Genomic DNA, 20,006 nt, shown 5'->3' with positions numbered 1-20,006 from the left:
TTATAATACCTCTACACCTTGATTAATCTGTGTGCTTGACTTAGTATATCTTATCAACTCCTCGCTAAGCTCCTGTAAAGATATGTCCTTACGATCATATGCACCTACTATCTTACCTCGGTCAATGGCTACAAAACGATCAGAAACAGGATAAACATTAGCGATATTATGAGAAATATAAATGCAAGATTTTCCTTTATCCTTAATATTTTGGATAAATTTCAAGACTTTTTTTACTTCTTGTAACGATAAAGCCATAGTCGGTTCATCTAAAATGACCAGGTCTGCTTCAAAGTACATTGCTCTTGATATGGCAACTCCTTGTCTTTCTCCGCCGGACAAAGTTTTAATAACTGAATCAGCGCTGACACCTATTCCTCTAAATTTCATTAAATCACGCATAATTTTATTGGTTTCCTCTTTTTCTTTTTTTATATTAAGAAAACCAAGTTTATTGGTAATTTGCCGACCGACAAAAACGTTTCTCCATAAGGTTTGCTTATCTGCAAGCGCTTTTTCCTGGTATACTGTTTCTACGCCCAGACTATGAGCCATCTTTACAGAATATTTTTTAGGATCAATTTTTACACCTCTAATATACATTTCCCCATCATCAAAGGAGTGCACGCCGGAAATAATTTTAATCAATGTGGATTTGCCTGCGCCATTGTCACCTAAAATACCTACCACTTCATTAAAGCCTACTTCAAAATCTATTCCCTTTAAGGCAACTACTCCATCATAGGACTTATATATATTTTTCATCTCTACCAATTTATCCATATATAACCCTCTCCTTTTTTATAGTCATTAATAGTGTAACCTAAAATAATCCTGCAGGAAGAATTTTTTTTAAATTCTTCCTGCAGGATACCATGAAATGAGTATTCTAACTATTATTTATCTTATTCCTTTTTCGGCTAAGGGGGCTATCAAATCTATATTATCCTTGCTAATTAAACCGCCTCCTGTATCAATATGTAATCCGGAGAACCCATACATCTTAGTTAAATAAATTTGCATAATGGGCAGAAATCCTTGCAAGAAAGGCTGTTGGTCTAACACAAGATCAGTATAACCACTCTTAATACTAGTTACAGTAGCCGGCGATAAATCAAAACCAGCTCCAAAAATATCATCCGGACCTAAACCTGCTGCTTCAAAATAAGTACGTTGTGTAGAAGTTAAATTACCATGATCGGTGACCACCACTTTACAATCAGGATTTGCCTGTAAATAACCGACTATAACAGAAATACCGTTGGAAGCATCCTTGTCTACTTCAGCTGAAATTTCCACATAATCTACTTTTACACCTACTTCTTCAAAAGCATCTATGGCTCCTTTTGTCCTCAATCCTCTGGTGGGTTGTGACAAAAGACCCCAAACAAGTGCTCTGTCTCCTGTTTTTAATCCTGCACCTTTAACCGCAGCTTCACCGAGAGTATAACCTGATTCATAAAGTCCCTGACCTACATAACCAAATCCATTGGCTGCGTAAGCTTTTTCCAGTTCGGGTAATGTTGTATTTTGACTGGTAACGATAATCCCCTGTTTTTCAGCTTCTTCAACGAAAGGTTTATATGCTTCATCTCCGGGATGCCCCATTATGGCTATACCATCAGGATTGGCTGCAATAGCTTGCTGAAGTTGATCAACCATTTTCTGCGGGCTCCATTCTGACCACAAATATCTTATTTCAACTCGATCACCTAATATTTCCTCTGCTGCTCTAGCGCCATTATAAACTACGGTAGCAAAGGTACCTCCGGCAGCGCCACCCGGGAAAAAGTAAATAACCACAGGACCTTCACTTGCCTGTGTCATTACCGGTAATACCAAAAGAGCAACACAAGTCAATACCAACAAAACTAAAATATTAATTTTCCTTAACATAACTTTTCCTCCTTTTTTAATATCTCTAAATATTTTTTCGCCATAAATCTCGCTCTAGCAACCTGAATACAAAGTGCTAACGTAGATCTTTGTTCTTTTTTCACCTCCTTTAATATTAAGGGGTCAAATACCCCTACTTATACGGACAACCGTACAACTATTATATATTTCATTAATTGTATATGTCAAATTATTTTTAAATTTTTTTAGAGATCCAATGGAAAATCAAAAAGAATATACTTTTTTATAATCACAATTAACATTTCGAGGCAGTAAGATAAATGTAGGGAGCAAGTTAAGTTAATAAAAATCCGCATAAAAGAGAAAAATTTGGGAAGCGGACAAAAATACTAACTTAATTGACAGAAAAACGGTGTATTGTAACCTGGTGGTAGCTTCCGTCCGGATATAGGATAGGAGAAGGAAACGCCGGTTCATTAATTGAATTGGGGAAAAATTCTGTTTCTAAGCAGAGACCGCTGTACTTCTGAAAGTGTACTCCGTCTGCACCTTTAATAGGGTGAAGAAAGTTCCCGGAATAAAATTGGATGCCTGGTGTGGTGGTCAAAATTTCCATCGTGCGCCCACTTTCCGGTTCGTAAAGCATTGCCGCTAAATTGAGTTCTTGATTTGAGGATTCGATAACAAAGCAGTGATCATAACCGCCTGCAGTCTCCTTTATATCTTTTCCAATTAATTTCGGTTTGGTAAAATCCAGAGGGGTGCCGTACACAGTCTTAATTTCTCCGATGGGAATTAGATTATTATTAACCGGAAGGTATTTTTTGCTGTTCAGAGTCAACTGATGATCCAAAACCGTTCTAGAACCAGCACCAGCCAGATTCCAGTAAGTATGGTTAGTTAGATTCACGATAGTCGGTTTATCTGTTTTAGCATTATATTCAATTTTAAACTCATTATCTTCATTCAAACTGTAGGTTATCTCTACTTTTAGATTTCCAGGGTATCCTTCCTCTCCGTCTGAACTGAGGTAGGAGAAGGTCACTCCACAAAAATCAGGTTCTTTAAAACTCTCGGCTTGCCAGATAACCTTGTCAAATCCTCTATTCCCACCATGCAAGTGATTCAAACCATTCTCATTACGGGCGAGACAATATTTTATACCATCCAACTGAAAAACTCCGTTGGCGATACGATTGGCAAAACGACCAATTGCAGCACCAAAATAAAAATGACTGGACAAATATTGTTGAAGATTATCAAAACCGAGAGTTATTTCTTTAATTTCTCCTTCCCGGTCAGGCATTTTAAGGGATATAACGGTACCTCCCAAGCTCATTACTGTAACCGTAATCCCTCTAGAGTTATTTAAAAAGTATTTTTCGATTTTTTCCCCTTTTGGGGTCGTTCCAAATAATTCGTAGTTAACGCTCATAAAATAACCTTTCGGATTTTTATTTTTTATTATATCTATATTTGAGATAATTTCAAAAATATTTTTAAAGAGAGTCTTAATAATGGCAATTCACTTAACAACTACTTTAGCTTTTTATAATCTCATATCGGGAACCGACCTCGGGTAACTTGTTTACCTCGATTCTTACCGGAAAAGCGTCTTTTAATGATTCCAGGTGAGTTATAACTAATATTTTATCAAAATCATCACTTATCGATTGGATAGCCTGTACCAGATTATCGATTCCTTCTTCATCCTGGGTGCCAAATCCCTCATCCATAACCAGAGTCCTTAACTTAGTCCCCGCTCTTCTGGTCAGTAACTTAGACAGAGCTATTCTTAATGAAAAATCTATCCTAAAGGCCTCCCCGCCGCTATACAACTCATAGTCCCGGATTCCCAACTCATCACTTATTTTGATATCCAAAGTTTCTTTTATTTTTCCACTCTTCAAATCACGGAGGGACTCGATAGAAATCTGGGTGCTGTTGTTAGTCAACCGGGCTAACAGGTCATTAGCCTCTCCTTCAATTTCCGATAAAACATTTTCGATAATCAGGGCTTGAATTCCATTCTTTCCAAAAGCTACAATCAGTTTTTCGTAAATATTCTGCTCTTTTTTATTTTCTTCCAATTCTTTTTTTATCTCTTTCTTCTCTTTCTCTAACTTAAAACACTGCTCGAATTTACTCTGATATCCGCCTCTTTCTTCTAAAATTTTGTCTTTAAAGATATGATCGGAATTTAATATCTGTTCTCCTTGAACTAATTTTTCTTTCAGAGAAGGAAGTTCTTTTAATTCTATTTGTATTTTCTCTCTCCCCTTTTCCAAATTTTTTAAGTCTAATTCTTTCTGTTGATAATGCTCTTGTAATTCGAATAGTTCGTCTCTTAAAACATCAATCTTCTTCTCTGCCTCTTCTAATTTTGCTTTTCCCAGAGGAGCATGAATCAATTCTTCTATCTTGCGGTTTAACTGACGGTGCTTTGCTTCATCGTAACCCATATTTTTGATTTGGCCTTCAAACTCTTTTAATCTTTTTTGTTCTTTTAGGGCATAATCCTTTTCCTGAATAATTTTTTCTAATTTTTCAATCTCTTTCTGTAAGTCAATCATCAGTTTTTCAGCTTGCTTGGATTCTTCAAGTTCAAAATGCGCCTTGCTTAACTTCTGCTGCCAAACATTTTTAACTTTTACCCGTTGACTAATTTCCTTCCATTTTTCTAACAATTTGTCCTTCTGTTTGTTTGAATCTTCTTTCTCTTTTATTAGTTTCTCTATCTCTTTAAGATTTACACTTATTTCGTTATTTATATTATCCTCGATCTTCCCTTTTCTCTCCGCATTTAAATTCGCCTCACACAAAGGGCACTCTCCCTCCGGATTCTCTTGTAACAAACGTAGTTTTTCTTGGTTATCTTTATTGCCTTTTTCTAATCTTTCTATCTGACTTCTAATACTATTTATTTTTACCTTTAGTTCGCCGCCCTGGTTTCGAATTTTATCCATCTGCTCTTCGAGTAACTTTATCTCTTCCACCTTTTTTTCTAATTCCGAAACCTTGGCCATGTTCTTTATCCCCTGCTGAGCTTTATTCTCAAAATCCTTATATCTGTCTTTTTTATTCCTAACTTCTACTTCTAAATCTGCCCGCCTGCTTTCTATCCTTCTTTCGATAAGAACTTCCTCTTCTTCTATTTTCCTTATTTTTTGGAGCTTTCGGCTAAATTCATTATTTTCATTGTTAAATTTCTGATAATTTATGAAATCAACTAAAATTTTCTCCTTTTGGGAAATCATCTTTTCATATTCAATAATTTCTTTCTTTCTTAATTCAATCTGTTTTTTCCCTCGTACAATCTCTTGCCGATACTGCCCTATTCGATCTTCCAATTCTGTGCATTGTTTACTTTTATGTTTTAAGAGATTTATTTCCTCTTTTAATTGACCTGTTTTTGTCTCTTCTGTCTTTATCTTCCGGGAAATTTCTTTATAACTTTCTGACAATTCCCCTATTTTCTCTTTATAAAAATCAAAGTTGGCCGTTTCCTGATAGATGTATGCCAATCTGCCTTCTTTAATCATGAGAATATTATTCATTTCCTTAAGATGGGATTTGGCTAAATTGGCTAACTCATCGTAACGGGAAAGACCTAAAATTTCGGATAAAATTTCCTTTCTTTCCCGGGCACTCTTTCGGCTAAATTCATCTATTCTACCTTGAAGGATAAAAGCGGAGTTGATGAAGGTCTGGTAATCTATCCTCAGGGTTTTAGTAATTCTTTCCTGGGTTTCCCGAATAGAAGGACAGGTGAGAGAAATATATTTATTTTTATCTTTTTGTTCAAAAACCTGAAATTCTAAACCGGAGCGAGCGCTTTTCCCAGCCAGAGAATAATTCCTGATAATTCGATATCTATCCCCTTCCAGATCAAATACAAATTCTACTTGCATATCTTTCTGCCCTATCCGCAAAAGACTATTATCGGCTTTCTTCTCCTGGCTGGCTTTTCTTCCCTCTCCCCATACTGCCCAGGTTAAAGCGTCCAGAAGAGCGGATTTACCCTGACCGTTATTTCCCGAAAGACAGGCGACATGAAACTGGGTAAAATCGAGAGGGGGAACACCTTCCCCATAACTTAAAAAATTTTTCAAGGTTAATGTGACCGGTATCAATTTTTAATCCTTCCTTCTTTAACCATTCCCTTCTAATTCTTTTTCTAATTTTTGGGCATAAATTTTCAATTCACGAGATAAAAGAACTAAATCGGAATTATTTTGAATATATTTATCCATAGCCTCTAACATTCCTAAATTTTCTGTCATTTCCTCTACTCTTTTTCTTCGCTCTAGCGGTTTAGATTTTTTGGCAATAGTACTTACTAAAAAGGCTTTTTCCAGGGCAGAGTTTATCCTCTTAAAATCCAGTAATTCTTCCCTCTCTGCAGGTATAGTATAAAATACTCTCACTACTTCCTCAGATAAATCAAACTTTTCAATTTCCTCCACTAAAGTCCTGGTGGGATCTTGCTCTCCGCTAATTACCACATCTATGGTGATAAACTTTCGAGCGGGAAGAGGAATAAATTCATAAGAAGTGTTGCCTTTTTCTATATTCACCAAACAAACCCCTTTGTCATCCTTCTCCTCACCAAAGTTTATTCTTTCGATACTCCCCGGATAGACTACCGGGGGATGATGGTTAAGATTTAAATCCTGAAATTTATGGATATGACCTAAGGCTACATAATCAAATTCTTTTTGAAGCAATACTTGTGTAGGAAATACCGGGTCTCTTCCGATGATTGCCGACCTCTCTGAACCGGAATAAGTGGCTTCTGCAGCAGCCAGGTGGGCAGCAAAAATTGCGGGAGTACCCGGCTTTATCCTCCGGGCAAATTCTCTGATTTTTTTACCTGCTCTCTTTTGAATTTCCCGGGTGATTTCCTCATCGGTAAAATCTTTATATTCTTCTTTATTAAGAAAAAGGGCTTTGGTAGGCCAGGGCAGCCCAAAGACTTGAACCTGCCCTCCCTTAGTCTTAATATTTAGCAGCTCCGGCTTGGTTACCACTCTTACTCCGGAGATGTTTAAAGTTTCGAAGATATCCAGTGAGGCAGCTCGACCGAAAGATACGGGATTATCATGATTTCCATTTATCAGGATTACCGGAATCTCTGCTTCGCTTAATCGATAAATCTGCCGGGCGAATTCACGCTGATGAGTAGAATTAGGATTGCTATTTTTGTAAGCATCACCGGCAAATATTACCAAATCCACCTTTTCTTCCAGAGCAATATCAATCGCAAAGCTAAAACATTTTATAAAATCCTTTAATCGGGTATGTAAGCCGGTGGAAGGGTCTATCCGTCCATAATTTTCCATCCCCAGATGAATATCGGCCAAGTGAAGAAATTTCATCTAATTTTTTACCTTTCCAATTTTTCCTCAAGGTTAAAATTACTATGTTTTCCTGATCTTCTACATTAAGGGAGATTGCTTTTTAATTATAACACAAAGTCTTAGTTCATTTTACAGCGCTTTGGCCGGCCAGGTATCCGGTGCTCCAACATTCCTGTAGATTATATCCCCCTGATGGTCCGTCAAGATCTAAAATCTCCCCGGCAAAAAAAAGATTTTTCATCCTTTTGGAACCCATAGTATTCGGATCCACCTCTTTAAGGGAGACTCCTCCGCTGGTTACTACCGACCACTTAAATCCCAACAGCTCTGTGGGAGTTAATTCTAATTCTTTTAACAGGTGAACTAACTTATTTCGTTCTTCCCGGCTAATGTAATCCACCTTTTTCTCAGGATTTATAGCGGAAAGCTTAATTATTACCGGTATCATCGATAAAGGTAATAACACCTTTAGGGAATTTTTAAACATTCTCCCCCTAAACTCCTGAAAATCTCGCTGGATGCGCTGATCTAATTTTTTAAAATCCAGAGCAGGCTTTAAATCTAAGAACAATTTTAGCGAACCATTTTTCAACAACGCTCCGATGTTTTTACTCATATCCATGACAATAGGTCCACTTACTCCAAAGTGAGTAAAAAGCATCTCGCCAAAACGTTCATCCTGTTTCTTGCCATTCTGAAACAATTTGAGTGAGACATTTTTAAGAGATAAGCCCTGTACCTCTTTCGCCCAAACTTCAGAGGTCTTTACCGGATTGAGTGCGGGAGCAGGTTCAACTACCGTATGTCCTAATTGTTTGGCCCATTGGTAGCCGTCACCAGTAGAACCGGTCTGGGGATATGCCTTTCCTCCTGAACAAATAATTAATTTATCGGCACTTATCTGGCGGTCTCGAAGAAGAACCTGGGGTATTTTTTCCTTCTCCTGTGTAAATCCGATTACCTCAGAACTGATTAAAATATTGACTTTTCCTTCCGTCAAATATTTTAAAAGCATGTTCAATATATCCTGGGCATCACCATTCTCCGGAAAAACTCTATCTCCTTGCTCTACCTTTCCTTTAATCCCTCGGGAGGCAAAAAAATTGATCACCTCTGGCACTCCAAATACCGCTAAAGCGCTATAAAGAAAGCGTCCATTTCTGCCGAACTTTTCAGCAAATTTTCTTATATCTAACTCGTAATGGGTAAAATTGCAACGTCCCTTGCCGGTAATCAGTAATTTTTTCCCCAGAATTTCGTTCTTTTCGATTAAAACGATTTTTGCTCCTAATTCAGCTGCCCGACCAGCTGCCATCATCCCGGCTGGCCCTCCGCCTATTACCGCAACATCAAACGAATTATTTTCTTTCATAGCAAGTACATCCTTCACCGTGTCAGAGGGACGGTTCTTCTGACACGATTTCCAATGAAAATAAATATCTGTTTTCCATTATATCTTACCATAATATCTAAAAACAATAATTTTAAATTTCGGGGCAAATGTTTAAAAATATTTTGAATTTCGTGTATAATAGATTCATTAATTTACCAATTGACCAATTAAAGATTCGGAACAAAAGATTTAATGATTAACCAACTAATCAATAAACGAATCAAAATTTAGAGGAGAAAATATTGATGATTTCCCTTGAAAATGTCAGCATTGGTTTCCAGGAGAGAGTTCTCTTTGATAATTTAAACTGGAGAATCCCCAGAGGCAGCCGTATTGGTTTGGTAGGCAATAACGGTACCGGAAAAACTACCCTATTTCGATCCATTGTAGGACTTGTTCTACCAGATAAAGGCAATATTGCTTTACCACGAAATCAGCGGATTGGCTATCTTCCTCAAGATTTAATAGAACTTAAAAGCAACATCGACCTTATCTCTTACTTGAAAGAAAAATCAGGTATTACTAAATTAGAACATTCCCTAAAAGCTTGCGAAGAACATCTGACTTCACTATCTGCTGAGTCAAAAGCATATCTGGCAGCTTTTAAAAAATATGAACAGATAACCAATCTCTTTGAGCACCGGGGAGGCTATACTTTTTCTACCCAGGCACATAAAGTACTTAAAGGTTTGGGCTTCCGAGAAAAAGATTTTACCCGACAATGTACTGAATTCTCCGGAGGATGGAAGATGCGTATAATCCTGGCTTCCATACTTCTTTCTTCACCGGATATTATTTTGCTCGATGAACCGACCAACCATCTGGATACCGAAAGCCTGGAGTGGCTGGAAAATTGGCTCTTAAATTTTTCCGGTACTATCTTAGTCATCTCTCATGACCGGTACTTTATGGACAAACTTATGACCCAAATTGCAGAATTAGCCCATCAGAGATTGACACTCTATCAGGGAAATTTTTCCTATTACTTGGAAGAAAAAGATAAGCGGCATGAACTATTGCAAAAAGAAGCGAAAAATCAACAGGAAAAGATAGCCAAAACCGAAACTTTTATTGAAAGATTTCGTTACAAAAATACTAAGGCAACACAGGTGCAAAGCAGAATAAAAATGCTGGAAAAAATGCAAATAGTAAAAATTGATAAAACCCCTAAAAAAGTAGCCATCTATTTTCCTAAATGCCCCCGAAGTGGGGATCAAGTGGTAAGTGTAGAAAACTTGGCTAAAGAATATGAAGAAATTAAAGTATTCAACGGTCTTACTTTTACCTTACACCGCGGCGAAAGAGTAGCTCTGGTAGGGGTAAATGGAGCAGGTAAATCTACCCTCTCCCGATTGATTAGCAAAAGAGAAAGACCGACTTCCGGAACAGTACACCTGGGACATAAAGTAAATCTGGCTTTCTTCTCTCAGGAAAGCTCTGACAATCTCAACTACAACCATTCTGTCCTGGAAGAAATATCTGCTGAACCAAGTTCTATGACTTCCGGAGAAAGGAGAAATTTATTGGGAGCCTTTCTCTTTTCCGGTGATGATGTCTATAAACCAATTAGTGTTCTTTCCGGAGGAGAAAAATCCCGGCTATCCCTGGCAAAGATTCTGATGCAAGAATCTAATTTTCTGATACTTGACGAGCCGACCAATCATCTGGATATAATTACTAAAGAATTATTTCAACAAGCCTTGCTAAAATATAGCGGGACTATATTGATTGTATCCCATGATCGTTTCTTTCTGGACAATCTAATTAGCCGGGTAATCGAGATCCGTGATGGACGGATCTATGATTATCCTGGGAATTATTCCTACTTTATAGAAAAACGGAATCAACTACTGGCAGAAACTAATGAAAGGAACTTATATATAAAAAAAACAGAGCAGCCAAAACAAAGCGCAAAAACTTCTGATAAACTGAGAAAACAGAAAGAAGCAGAAGAACGGAATCGTATCTATCGGCAAAATAAGGATGTTCTAAATAGATTGAAATTAGCCGAAGAAGAAATAAAGCTCATAGAAAAAAATAAAGTTGATATAGAAAATCAGCTATGTGATCCGATAGTCCTTAAAGATTCAAAAAAAGTCCAAAACCTGATGATTGATCTAAAAAAATATAACCAGGAACTCGTCAACCTAAATAAAACTCAAAAACAACTTATCTTAAGTTTGTCAAAGGATAATCCTTTAATAGACTAAATTAATAACTATTTGTTGCAGGTAATGGGTTAATCTAAAAAGTTATTTCCCTAAGCTTATTTATGAGGATTTTGAGAATGGATTGCGGAAAAACACATTTCTTCCCGTGAATTTTTAGAACATTCTTTAAGAATTAATTTTTCTCTATTCAAATATTATAAAAAATAATTTATAAAACGATTATCTTATATATTATTTTTTCAATTCAATTAGATGTTATAATATTAGCTGGAATTTCACCTTGAAATACTTGAATTATTTTTTTCGCAGCTTCTTTAGTCATTTTAATATTCGTTTCTACTGTATTTGTCCCCATGTGAGGAGTTAATACCACATTAGGAAGGCAAGTTAGTTCTTCTGGAACATATGGTTCAGTTTCAAATACTTCTAAGGCTGCTCCTTTTATTTTCTTTTCTTTTAAGGCTTTTATTAATGCATTTTGGTCTATTACCGCTCCTCGAGAAGCATTTATTAGGTAAGAGCTTTTCTTCATCATATTTAACTCTTTTTCACCAATTAAATGATGAGTACTTTTCATATAAGGAACGTGTAAAGTAATATAATCCATTTCGCTAAGTATTTTTTCAAAAGATAAGAAATTAACTTCTAACTCAGTTTCTCTATCATGCGAGACATCAAAATAATAAACTTGCATTCCAAAAGCTAATGCCCTTCTTGCTACGGCTTTGCCAATTCTTCCAAAGCCCACAATACCAAGAAGTTTGCCAAAAAGTTCGTGGCTATTAAATAAAAACGGGTGCCAGTTTTTATCATTTGCATATCTTATATATCTATCTGCTTCAATTAGTCGGCGACTTACTGCTAACATAATCATAAATGTTAATTCTGCTGTACTTTCTGTAACTACATCGGGTAAATTTGTAACTATAATTCCTTTTTTATTAGCGGCCTTTATATCTAAATTGTCGTACCCAACACCATAATTACTAATTATTTTCAATTTTTTAGCTTTCTTTATAAAATCCGCGCCAATTACGTCACCAACCGAAATAATTGCATCCAAATGAGGTGCTAAACGAAATAGCTCTTCCTGAGAAAATGATTTGCTTTCAGTTTCAGGCATATAAATATTACAATATTTTTTTAAATCTATTAATCCTTCGCTTGGTATATGTTTTGTAATTAAAATATGATAAGCCAATATTATTTTCTCCTAATATCTACTTATTTTTTGTTTCTATATTTTTAATATTTCTTCAAACTTTTTTTTAAAAAATCAAGGGCTTGTAAAATATGGGCTTTAATCTTTTCTTGAGCTTGTTCAACTTTTCCATCAATTATTAAAGAAAGCAATTCCCTATGCTCAACCGCTAATAATTGGAAGCGTTCATAAAAACTACTCTCTAAATCAATCAAAACTTCTATTTGCGTTTGAAACCCTTCCCAAATATCAATTAATTTTTTATTGCCAGAAAAAATGCAAATATTACGGTGGAATTCAATATCTTTGCTAACCAATTCTTTCAATTGGTTTTTTTTCACATCTTTTTCTATGTCTTCAATATTTTTTCTTAAACATTTTAAAATTTTCTCATTTTTATTTTCTATTACTTTTTCTATAGCGTAAGCCTCAAGTAATCCTCTTATAATATACATATCTTCAATATCTTTTTTCCCAAGCAAGTTTACAAATGTTCCCTTATAAGGAATACTGACCACAACTCCTTCTTTTTTCAGCATTTGCAATGCTTCTCTAACTGGAGAACGACTAATACCCATATCTCTTGCAATTTGTGTTTCATTAATTTTTTCACCTGGCTTAATAATGCCATTCGCTATTGCTCTCCTAATATCGGTAGTTATTTCTTGGGCCATTATCTTTGGTTCCTTTTTTAGAAAAATCATATTTATTCCTTCCTTCAAAATATATATATTTATTAGGTGATTCCTCATTTTTTATTGTTTTAAAAAATTAATAAGAATTTAAGGTCATTTACATTTGTTCCGGTAGATCCGGTGATAATTGCATCACCCATTTTTTCAAAAACTTCCACAGTGTTATGCCAATCAAGTTCATGCTGGAGTGATATGCCTATTTTTTTTGCCATGAAAGTAAAGTCGGTGTCTACAATAGCTCCGGCAATTTTCGTTGGTCCATCCGTACCATCAGTATCCAATCCTACTATCACTATATCTTTCAAACCTTCTAAATAGAGCGCAGCACTCAGAGTAAACTCTTGATTTGGACCACCCATTCCATAATTCCCTTCTAACTTTATGGTAGTTTCACCCCCACCAATTAAAGCACAAGGAGTTTTAAGCGGTCTCTTATTTATTATAATTTCTTTAGCAATTGATACAAAAGCTCTCCCTAATTCCTTGCTTTCTCCTTCAAACATAGTTGAAAGGATCATTGTATTAAAACCCATTTCTTTTGCTTTTGCTTCTGCTGCAACACAAGCTGTATCTCCAGCTATAATAATAAAATTATATAAATGATAATTGGAAAGATCTTTTGGAGTTTCCATTTCTGAAGTAGCATTTCTAAGGTAGTTCGCTACAGATACCGGTAATTTCTCCCAAAGTGTATACTTGGAAATTACATTTAGAGCATCATTAAATGTAGAAGTGTCGGGAACAGTCGGACAGGTAATATAATCTAAAGGGTCACCAATAACATCAGATACAGTCAAGTTAATTAAATGTGCTTCTGGGTGAATGTTTTTTGCGAGTCTACCACCCTTTACTTGGCTTAAATGTTTGCGAACAGCATTTATTTCAATTATATTAGCACCACAAGTAAGCAGTAACTTATTTACTACTTTTTTTTCTTCTAAGCTCACTTCAGATACCGGTAAGGGCATAAGTGCAGAACTACCACCGGTAATGCAGGCAAATACTATATCTCCCGGTCTTGTTTTTTTAGCTAATATTATAGCCTCTTTGGTCGCCAGAAGCCCAGCTTCATCCGGAATAGGGTGATTAGCTAAGTATAATTTAGAATACTTTAGGTATCCTTCTTGCCCGTATTTACAAATCACTATTCCATCAGTTATTTTATCCCCCAAAATTTCCTCTAGTGCTTTCGCAATTGGAAAAGTAGCTTTTCCGGCTCCTAGAATAAAAATTCTTTTATGATTTTGCAAATTGAAAGTTAAGCTTCCAACATGTAAATTATTATTCTTTAAAGAGACTAAATTCTTAGTTGCAATATACGGGTCGGCTTTTTCTAATGAATGCTCAATTATTTCTAAAGCAGCCTTGCGCATTTCTATATTACCATGAGATAATAACTGTTTTTTGTTTTTAATGTAAATCACTTTTCCCTCTTCTCTGGTTCCACACCAAATTTGTTTTAAAAAGACAATTATCTTAAAGGGCCATCTTAAAATCTCTTCCCGCATATTTAGCCAAAGAACCAAGTTCTTGTTCAATTTGTAAAAGCCTGTTGTATTTCGAAGTTCTTTCACTGCGCACTCCAGCACCGGTTTTAATCTGCCCAGCGTTAAGGCTAACAGTAAAATCTGCTAAAATTGGATCTTCTGTTTCACCTGAACGTTCTGAAACCATAATCCCCATACTGTTTCTAAAGGCTATTTGTGCGGCATCCAAAGCCTCTGAAACAGTACCAATTTGATTAAATTTCCACAATAAAGCATTTGCTCCCCCTAAACTGGAACGTTCTTTGATTAAAGCAGGATTGGTACAGAAAAAATCATCTCCAACAATTTGAATACCTAATTCCTTGGTCACCTGGATAAAACCTTCAACATCATTTTCATCTAAGGGATCTTCGATCGTTGCTATTGGATAACTTCTTATTAAATCTTTATAATAATTAATCATATCATTAGTAGTTAATTTGTTTCCTTCTAAATTGTAAAGCTTGGTGTCTTTATCATAAAAATGACTGGCGGCAGAATCAAATCCGTATACAATTTTATCAGCAAATCCAGATAGCTCTACTGCATGAACTAAATGATCCATTGCTTCACGAACTTTGACAATTGGCGGAGCAAATCCCCCTTCATCTCCAACATTTGCTGCAATTTTACCGTAATTGTCGATAATTATAGTTCTTAACTCTTCATTTACAGCATACCCAATTTCCATTGCCTGTTTAAAAGATTTAGCGCCTACTGGGAATATACACACTTCTTGAAAATCAAGGTCATTAGAAGTAAGTTTTCCGCCATTAATAAGATTTAACAATGGAACTGGTAATACGTGAGCATTTGGATTAATATATCGATATAATGGTAAACCCATTGCATTAGCTGCAGCGCGAGTACATGCTAAAGATACTGCAATTATTGCATTTCCACCTAAATTTTCTTTATTCTTAGTTCCATCAAGTTCTATCATTTTATAGTCTATTTTTCTTTGCTCAGTAACATCCATACCGATTAATGCTGGGGCAATAATTTCGTTAACATTTTTAACTGCCTTGGTTACTCCTAAACCATTAAAACGCTCTTCATTATCTCTCAATTCACTTGCTTCATTTAATCCAGTAGAACGTCCTGCCGGTGCATCAGCTTGCCCAACAATTTCATTGTTTACCTGAACTTCTACTCTAACAGTAGGAGTCCAGCGGCAATCTAAGATCTCTCTTGCTTTAATGGCTGTAATTTTAAATTTATTCATCTTTTTCTCCTTTTTAAAATAATATTTTTACATTATATAATCTACGCATTAAAATATCATAAAAAAACAAAAACTATAATTTTGTTCTTAAATTTTCTCAAAATTTAAACCAGGATCGGTAAAGTCCTCTGTGGCTGCGGGAAAAACAATACTTTAGGTTTAAATTTTCCGGATATATCTAAAGCTCTATTTACTGCTTCTTGTGGATTTCTAAAATACTCCAGATATATTTTGTTTAATGTTTGTTCCTCTAAATTAGGTGATGAAGTAATAATTTTTATATTCTTCTTTAATATTTTACATAAAAGAAGTGCATGATCCATTTGTATTTTATAATTTTTCATAAGCTTACTGACTACCTCATCCAAACTTTTCACCCCTTTAAATGGTAAGAGCATATCATCTGAGTTAAAACCATCGGGACACAAACTATACAATACTATTATCCCCTTTTCAGCCATAATCGACTCTAGAGAAATTAATGGTTTAATAGATTGATAAAAATCAATATTTAGTGGAGGCCCGGGCGTAGTAACTACAATATCAGGTTTCTCTTTTATCTTTACTTGACAAAATGATTTTATAAATTCAACTGCTCTTTGATGAGCATCAAAAATATTCCCCGCAAAAAGACCAATGGTATGACCCATTGAATTAAGTACAAAATTTATACTGAAGTGAATTCCTAACATTTTTGTTGCCTCTATCATATCTTTATGTATTGAATTATCTTTTAAACAACCAGGTCTTGATCCATATTTCAGGATCATTTCAGGTCTATGATTTTCTTTTATGGTCCTTTCACTGCTAATTCCAGGTAAAACTGACTTTCTCCCACCGGAAAACCCTGCAAATTCATGAGGTTCAACTTTTCCTATATTTATCCTTAAATCAGCTTGAAAAACGGTTTTGTTTACCTCTATTGGAGTACCAAAAGAAGTCTTACCTAAAAAAACCAATTCCTCTTTATTGTAAGGATCGTGATTTATAATTTTTACTTTTTTTAAATAATCTTTACCAATAATTTCTTCAATTTCTCTTGAAGTTGCTGGTCTATGAACTCCAAGTGCAATTACTATAACTATTTGTTTAAAATCTACTCCCGCACTTTGAAGTTCCTTAAGAATTATCGGTATAATTTTTGAAGTAGGTACTCCCCGGGTAGAATCAGAAACAATAATAACTACCTTGTTAACACCTTTCGCTAACACTCTTAGTAATTTACTATTAATAGGTTTTTCAAGGGATTTCTTAAATTCTTCCGGCCATTTTAATTCTTCTGGCTCTTTTATACTGATTAAACCATGATATTTTTCTTCATTTATTGTAATTTTTATTTTCTCTTCTGTATCATAGTAAATAACATTTTTATCTTTGGTCTCAGTAAAATACATAAATAAATTCCTCTAAAAGATTTAATTTGTTAATTATTTTTTACTTTTAAAGCAACTTTGAAATCTTCGATTATATGAGCTATTCCATATAAGGTCATTAAAATAAACGATATTGGAATAGCGGCATAAGGTAAAGCAACCGGGATCCTTAAAGCTGGTGAAAACTGTCCTTGTACTCTTATCATTAAATTTACACCATAAATAGCAGTCAACGAAGTAGCTACTAATGCTAAATAGGGTAAAGATCTCTCTAAAAATATCTGAATTTTTTTAGGCATCATTTCCCGAAAAGTAACTATACCTAAATGACCACGTTTTTTGTGAATAATGCTGGCACTTAATAAAGCAAACCATACTAAAGAGAATCTAAGAAATTCTTCAGACCAAGTTAAAGAATTATTAAAAATATATCTTCTTATTACATGTACCCAAGCTACAATTAACATTGTTGCACATATTATCATTACAGTATATAAAGTAATCTTTTCTAATATATCACAAAGTTTAAAAAACCAGTTTTTTTCTACTTCATTCACTATATTACCCACCTCTTACTTGAATAGCTGTTCTTTTACAATAATTTCGATATTATAAAAAGGTTTCAGGAGAAAAGCAGGTGCGCCTTTCTCCTGAAACAGAGTTAATATTATAGACCTGCTTTAATATCTTCCCCGGCTTTATCAATAGCTTTTAGCCACTCATCTACGAAAGCTGGATCAGTATTTTTCTTGATCGCCTCTACTACTTTAGCCTGAGAAGCATCTCTCATTCTTGCTTTTTCCTCATCTGTAACATCATTAATTATCATTCCTTTTTCAGTTAATAGTCTGGCCAACTCTTCTTCGCGGGCGTTGTTAACAAATCTACTGTAATTTTGCGCTAAAATTGCACCTTTTTCAATAATGCTCTGTTGTTTAGGAGTTAAGCCATTAAACCATTTTAAATCTGCAACTAATGGCATAGGATCATAAATATGACCAGTTAAGGAAGCGTATTTTTGCACTTCGTACATCTTAACTTCCCATAAATTTGCCAAAGGATTTTCCTGACCATCCACTATTTTTTGTTGTAGAGTTAAATATAGTTCAGTCCATGGAACTGGAGTAGGATTAGCACCTAATAATTTAAAATTCTCCATGTGCATTGGAGCTTCCATAGTACGAATCTTAATATTTGCAAAATCTTCTACTTTAGTAACTGGTCGTACGTTGTTAGTAACGTGACGAAAACCATTTTCCATAAAGCTCAATCCTTTTAGTCCAACTTCTTCACAAGATTCAAGTAATTTCTGCCCAACCGGACCATCTAAAACCATCCAAGCTACATCGTAACTATTGAAAGCAAAAGGAATATCTAAAACCATAAATTTACTATTAAAAGTAGTCAATGGACCAGCAGAAGCAGTAGCCATTTCTAAAGAACCATTCTTACATTGTTCTACTGATTCTCTTTCGGCACCAAGTTGTGAATTAGGATATACATCTACTATCATTTCGCCATTAGTTTTTTCTTCCACGTAATTCTTAAATATTTCCAAACCAATATTTTGTGGATGGGTGGGGGCATTACAAACCGAAATTCTCACTTTTGTTGCAGCAAACCCAACACTTGATAGAGACAATACTAATAGTAATACTAATAAAACTGCTATACACTTTTTACTCATAATAAAATACTCTCCTTTTATAAATATTTTTTAATTTTTAAAAACAGATATTTTTACTAGTTTTTTCTATAAGCATCCTCTCCTTTCTGTTTCATACTTCTAATAGCCAGAAAGTCTAGGTAACCATAAAGTGAGCTGTGGAATATAAGTTATTAAAATTAGCGCTGCAATACTTACAGCTATAAAAGGTAAAGCTTCTTTAACGGTATCTTCAATTTTTACTCCTGCCATAGGACTAGTGACAAAAAGAGCGATACCAAAGGGTGGAGTTGCAAGTCCAATTACCAAATTTACGCATACAATCGCCCCAATTTGTAAAGGGTCAACTCCCAATTTCCAAGCAATTGGAGCAAGAATTGGACCTAATATTACGACTGAAGCATAATCATCCATAAACATTCCATTTATTAATAGTAATATATTTACTAATAATAGAAAAACCCATGTAGGAACATTAGAAAGTGGTTCAACCAACATATAAATGATCCGTTCATTAGCAATAGCCCAAGCAGTTACTGTAGCAGTGCCAGCTAATAAAATAACTAAACCTGATGTTAAGGCAGTTTCTAAAAAAATACCTGGCAGATCTGACCATTTTGCTTCTCGAAATACAAAAAAACTTACAATAAAAGCATATAGTGCAGCGACTGCAGATGCTTCAGTAACTGTAAAAATACGACCAAAAATTCCACCTAGAATAATTATAGGCAAAAAAAGGGCTGGTATAGATTTTCTAAATTGAGTCCACTTCTCTGGCCAATTAGTCTTTGAATGGCTTGGGTAATTACGCTTTTTTGCAATAAAATAAACAGTTACCATCTGAAAAAAAGCAATAATAAATGCTGGAATAATTGCTGCAAGAAATAAGCCTGCAATCGAGGTTCGACCTACTGACATACAATACAGAATCATTAGTACACTGGGCGGCATTATAGGTCCAAGTAATGAAGCACTTGCCATTACAGCTGAGCTAAAAGCTGGTTTATATCCCTCCTCTTTCATCATTGGAATTAAAAATGAACCCAGAGATGCAATTTCTGCAAGAGCTAAACCTACAATTGATCCCATAAATAAACAAGTTCCGATTGTTACCAGAGCCAAAGCTCCTCTTACATGACCGATAAAAGCATTAACGAAATCCGTTAAAGAACGAAGAAGATGCCCTTTTACCATAAATTGTCCGGTAAGCACAAAAAATGGGACAGCTAATAAAGCAAATCCATTCATTCCTTCAAACATTCGTTGAGTAACTAAAGTTAAAGGGTATCCTCCAACTATTAAATAAATTATTGAGCTTAGCAATAAGTTAAATGCAATAGGAAAACCGATAATTAATAAAACTACGAAAGAAATTAATAAAGATAATAGTGCCAAAATTATTCACTCCTTTTAGAAAAGTAATTAACTGCAAAAGCTTCAACTATATTTCTACAAACTTTTTTCTTAATTATTTTCATCTTGGTAATATGACTTATATTAAAGAAAATCACAATATATAAATATAAGATAACCGTTATA

The 20,006-nt window shown here is 34.9% G+C and carries 15 protein-coding genes; 1 reads left to right on the top strand and 14 read right to left on the bottom strand.

Annotation, left to right across the window (positions count from 1 at the left end; all coding sequences use genetic code 11):
- From ENO17_08875 to ENO17_08850, 6 genes are all read right to left on the bottom strand, one after another.
- Positions 1-783 carry a sugar ABC transporter ATP-binding protein gene (locus ENO17_08875; GenBank protein HER25146.1) on the bottom strand — a complete coding sequence of 261 codons (783 nt, stop codon included), beginning with the start codon at positions 781-783 and terminating at the stop codon, positions 1-3.
- Positions 784-900: 117 nt separating this feature from the next.
- Positions 901-1,896: a hypothetical protein gene (locus ENO17_08870; protein HER25145.1), complete on the bottom strand. Its 996-nt coding sequence runs from the start codon at positions 1,894-1,896 to the stop codon at positions 901-903.
- Between the two features lie 355 nt (positions 1,897-2,251).
- Positions 2,252-3,292 carry a galactose mutarotase gene (locus tag ENO17_08865; protein HER25144.1) on the bottom strand — a complete coding sequence of 347 codons (1,041 nt, stop codon included), beginning with the start codon at positions 3,290-3,292 and terminating at the stop codon, positions 2,252-2,254.
- 106 nt (positions 3,293-3,398) lie between these two features.
- The gene (locus tag ENO17_08860; GenBank protein HER25143.1) at positions 3,399-5,990 is read right to left on the bottom strand and encodes an SMC family ATPase; all 2,592 of its coding nucleotides are present in this window, start codon (positions 5,988-5,990) and stop codon (positions 3,399-3,401) included.
- A gap of 18 nt (positions 5,991-6,008) precedes the next feature.
- Entirely contained in the window at positions 6,009-7,235 is a 1,227-nt protein-coding gene (locus ENO17_08855) for an exonuclease SbcCD subunit D (protein ID HER25142.1), read from the bottom strand.
- Between the two features lie 106 nt (positions 7,236-7,341).
- Positions 7,342-8,589, bottom strand: a complete 1,248-nt coding sequence (locus ENO17_08850) for an NAD(P)/FAD-dependent oxidoreductase (protein ID HER25141.1) — start codon at positions 8,587-8,589, stop codon at positions 7,342-7,344.
- A 266-nt stretch (positions 8,590-8,855) separates the two neighbouring features.
- On the opposite strand from ENO17_08850, the gene ENO17_08845 reads away from it, so the two are divergent.
- Positions 8,856-10,820 (top strand): ATP-binding cassette domain-containing protein, encoded by a 1,965-nt coding sequence (locus tag ENO17_08845; GenBank protein HER25140.1) that lies wholly within the window; start codon positions 8,856-8,858, stop codon positions 10,818-10,820.
- A gap of 205 nt (positions 10,821-11,025) precedes the next feature.
- On the opposite strand, the gene ENO17_08840 is transcribed toward ENO17_08845, so the two are convergent.
- The 8 genes from ENO17_08840 to ENO17_08805 all read right to left on the bottom strand — a co-directional run bounded on the left by ENO17_08840 (position 11,026) and on the right by ENO17_08805 (position 19,868).
- Positions 11,026-11,988 carry a hypothetical protein gene (locus ENO17_08840; GenBank protein ID HER25139.1) on the bottom strand — a complete coding sequence of 321 codons (963 nt, stop codon included), beginning with the start codon at positions 11,986-11,988 and terminating at the stop codon, positions 11,026-11,028.
- A 38-nt stretch (positions 11,989-12,026) separates the two neighbouring features.
- A complete protein-coding gene (locus tag ENO17_08835; GenBank protein HER25138.1) occupies positions 12,027-12,734 on the bottom strand; it encodes a GntR family transcriptional regulator in 708 nt (235 codons plus the stop codon).
- An 11-nt stretch (positions 12,735-12,745) separates the two neighbouring features.
- Positions 12,746-14,185 carry a glycerate kinase gene (locus ENO17_08830; GenBank protein ID HER25137.1) on the bottom strand — a complete coding sequence of 480 codons (1,440 nt, stop codon included), beginning with the start codon at positions 14,183-14,185 and terminating at the stop codon, positions 12,746-12,748.
- Complete coding sequence (locus ENO17_08825) at positions 14,154-15,428, bottom strand: phosphopyruvate hydratase (GenBank protein ID HER25136.1); 1,275 nt, start codon at positions 15,426-15,428, stop codon at positions 14,154-14,156. Before ENO17_08825 ends, ENO17_08830 begins: the two co-directional genes overlap by 32 nt.
- 104 nt (positions 15,429-15,532) lie before the next feature.
- Positions 15,533-16,822 (bottom strand): nickel-dependent lactate racemase, encoded by a 1,290-nt coding sequence (larA, locus tag ENO17_08820; GenBank protein HER25135.1) that lies wholly within the window; start codon positions 16,820-16,822, stop codon positions 15,533-15,535.
- A 29-nt stretch (positions 16,823-16,851) separates the two neighbouring features.
- Positions 16,852-17,358: a TRAP transporter small permease gene (locus ENO17_08815; protein ID HER25134.1), complete on the bottom strand. Its 507-nt coding sequence runs from the start codon at positions 17,356-17,358 to the stop codon at positions 16,852-16,854.
- Positions 17,359-17,468: 110 nt separating this feature from the next.
- The gene (locus tag ENO17_08810) at positions 17,469-18,488 is read right to left on the bottom strand and encodes a TRAP transporter substrate-binding protein (protein HER25133.1); all 1,020 of its coding nucleotides are present in this window, start codon (positions 18,486-18,488) and stop codon (positions 17,469-17,471) included.
- Between the two features lie 99 nt (positions 18,489-18,587).
- On the bottom strand, positions 18,588-19,868 hold the full coding sequence (locus ENO17_08805; protein ID HER25132.1) for a TRAP transporter large permease: 1,281 nt from the start codon (positions 19,866-19,868) through the stop codon (positions 18,588-18,590).
- Positions 19,869-20,006: the final 138 nt, after the last annotated feature.

The organism is Candidatus Atribacteria bacterium, assembly GCA_011056645.1.
GTDB classification, from domain to species: domain Bacteria; phylum Atribacterota; class Phoenicimicrobiia; order Phoenicimicrobiales; family Phoenicimicrobiaceae; genus Sediminicultor; species Sediminicultor quartus.
This window is presented reverse-complemented; position numbering and strand designations above follow the sequence as displayed.

Coding starts and splice junctions, on each gene's coding strand:
- ENO17_08830 (HER25137.1), bottom strand. CDS start 14,185: ATGCGGGAAGAGATTTTAAGATGGCCCTTTAAGATAATTGTCTTTTTA.
- ENO17_08875 (HER25146.1), bottom strand. CDS start 783: ATGGATAAATTGGTAGAGATGAAAAATATATATAAGTCCTATGATGGA.
- ENO17_08825 (HER25136.1), bottom strand. CDS start 15,428: ATGAATAAATTTAAAATTACAGCCATTAAAGCAAGAGAGATCTTAGAT.
- ENO17_08850 (HER25141.1), bottom strand. CDS start 8,589: ATGAAAGAAAATAATTCGTTTGATGTTGCGGTAATAGGCGGAGGGCCA.
- ENO17_08810 (HER25133.1), bottom strand. CDS start 18,488: ATGAGTAAAAAGTGTATAGCAGTTTTATTAGTATTACTATTAGTATTG.
- ENO17_08855 (HER25142.1), bottom strand. CDS start 7,235: ATGAAATTTCTTCACTTGGCCGATATTCATCTGGGGATGGAAAATTAT.
- ENO17_08865 (HER25144.1), bottom strand. CDS start 3,292: ATGAGCGTTAACTACGAATTATTTGGAACGACCCCAAAAGGGGAAAAA.
- ENO17_08835 (HER25138.1), bottom strand. CDS start 12,734: ATGAGGAATCACCTAATAAATATATATATTTTGAAGGAAGGAATAAAT.
- ENO17_08845 (HER25140.1), top strand. CDS start 8,856: ATGATTTCCCTTGAAAATGTCAGCATTGGTTTCCAGGAGAGAGTTCTC.
- larA (HER25135.1), bottom strand. CDS start 16,822: ATGTATTTTACTGAGACCAAAGATAAAAATGTTATTTACTATGATACA.
- ENO17_08870 (HER25145.1), bottom strand. CDS start 1,896: ATGTTAAGGAAAATTAATATTTTAGTTTTGTTGGTATTGACTTGTGTT.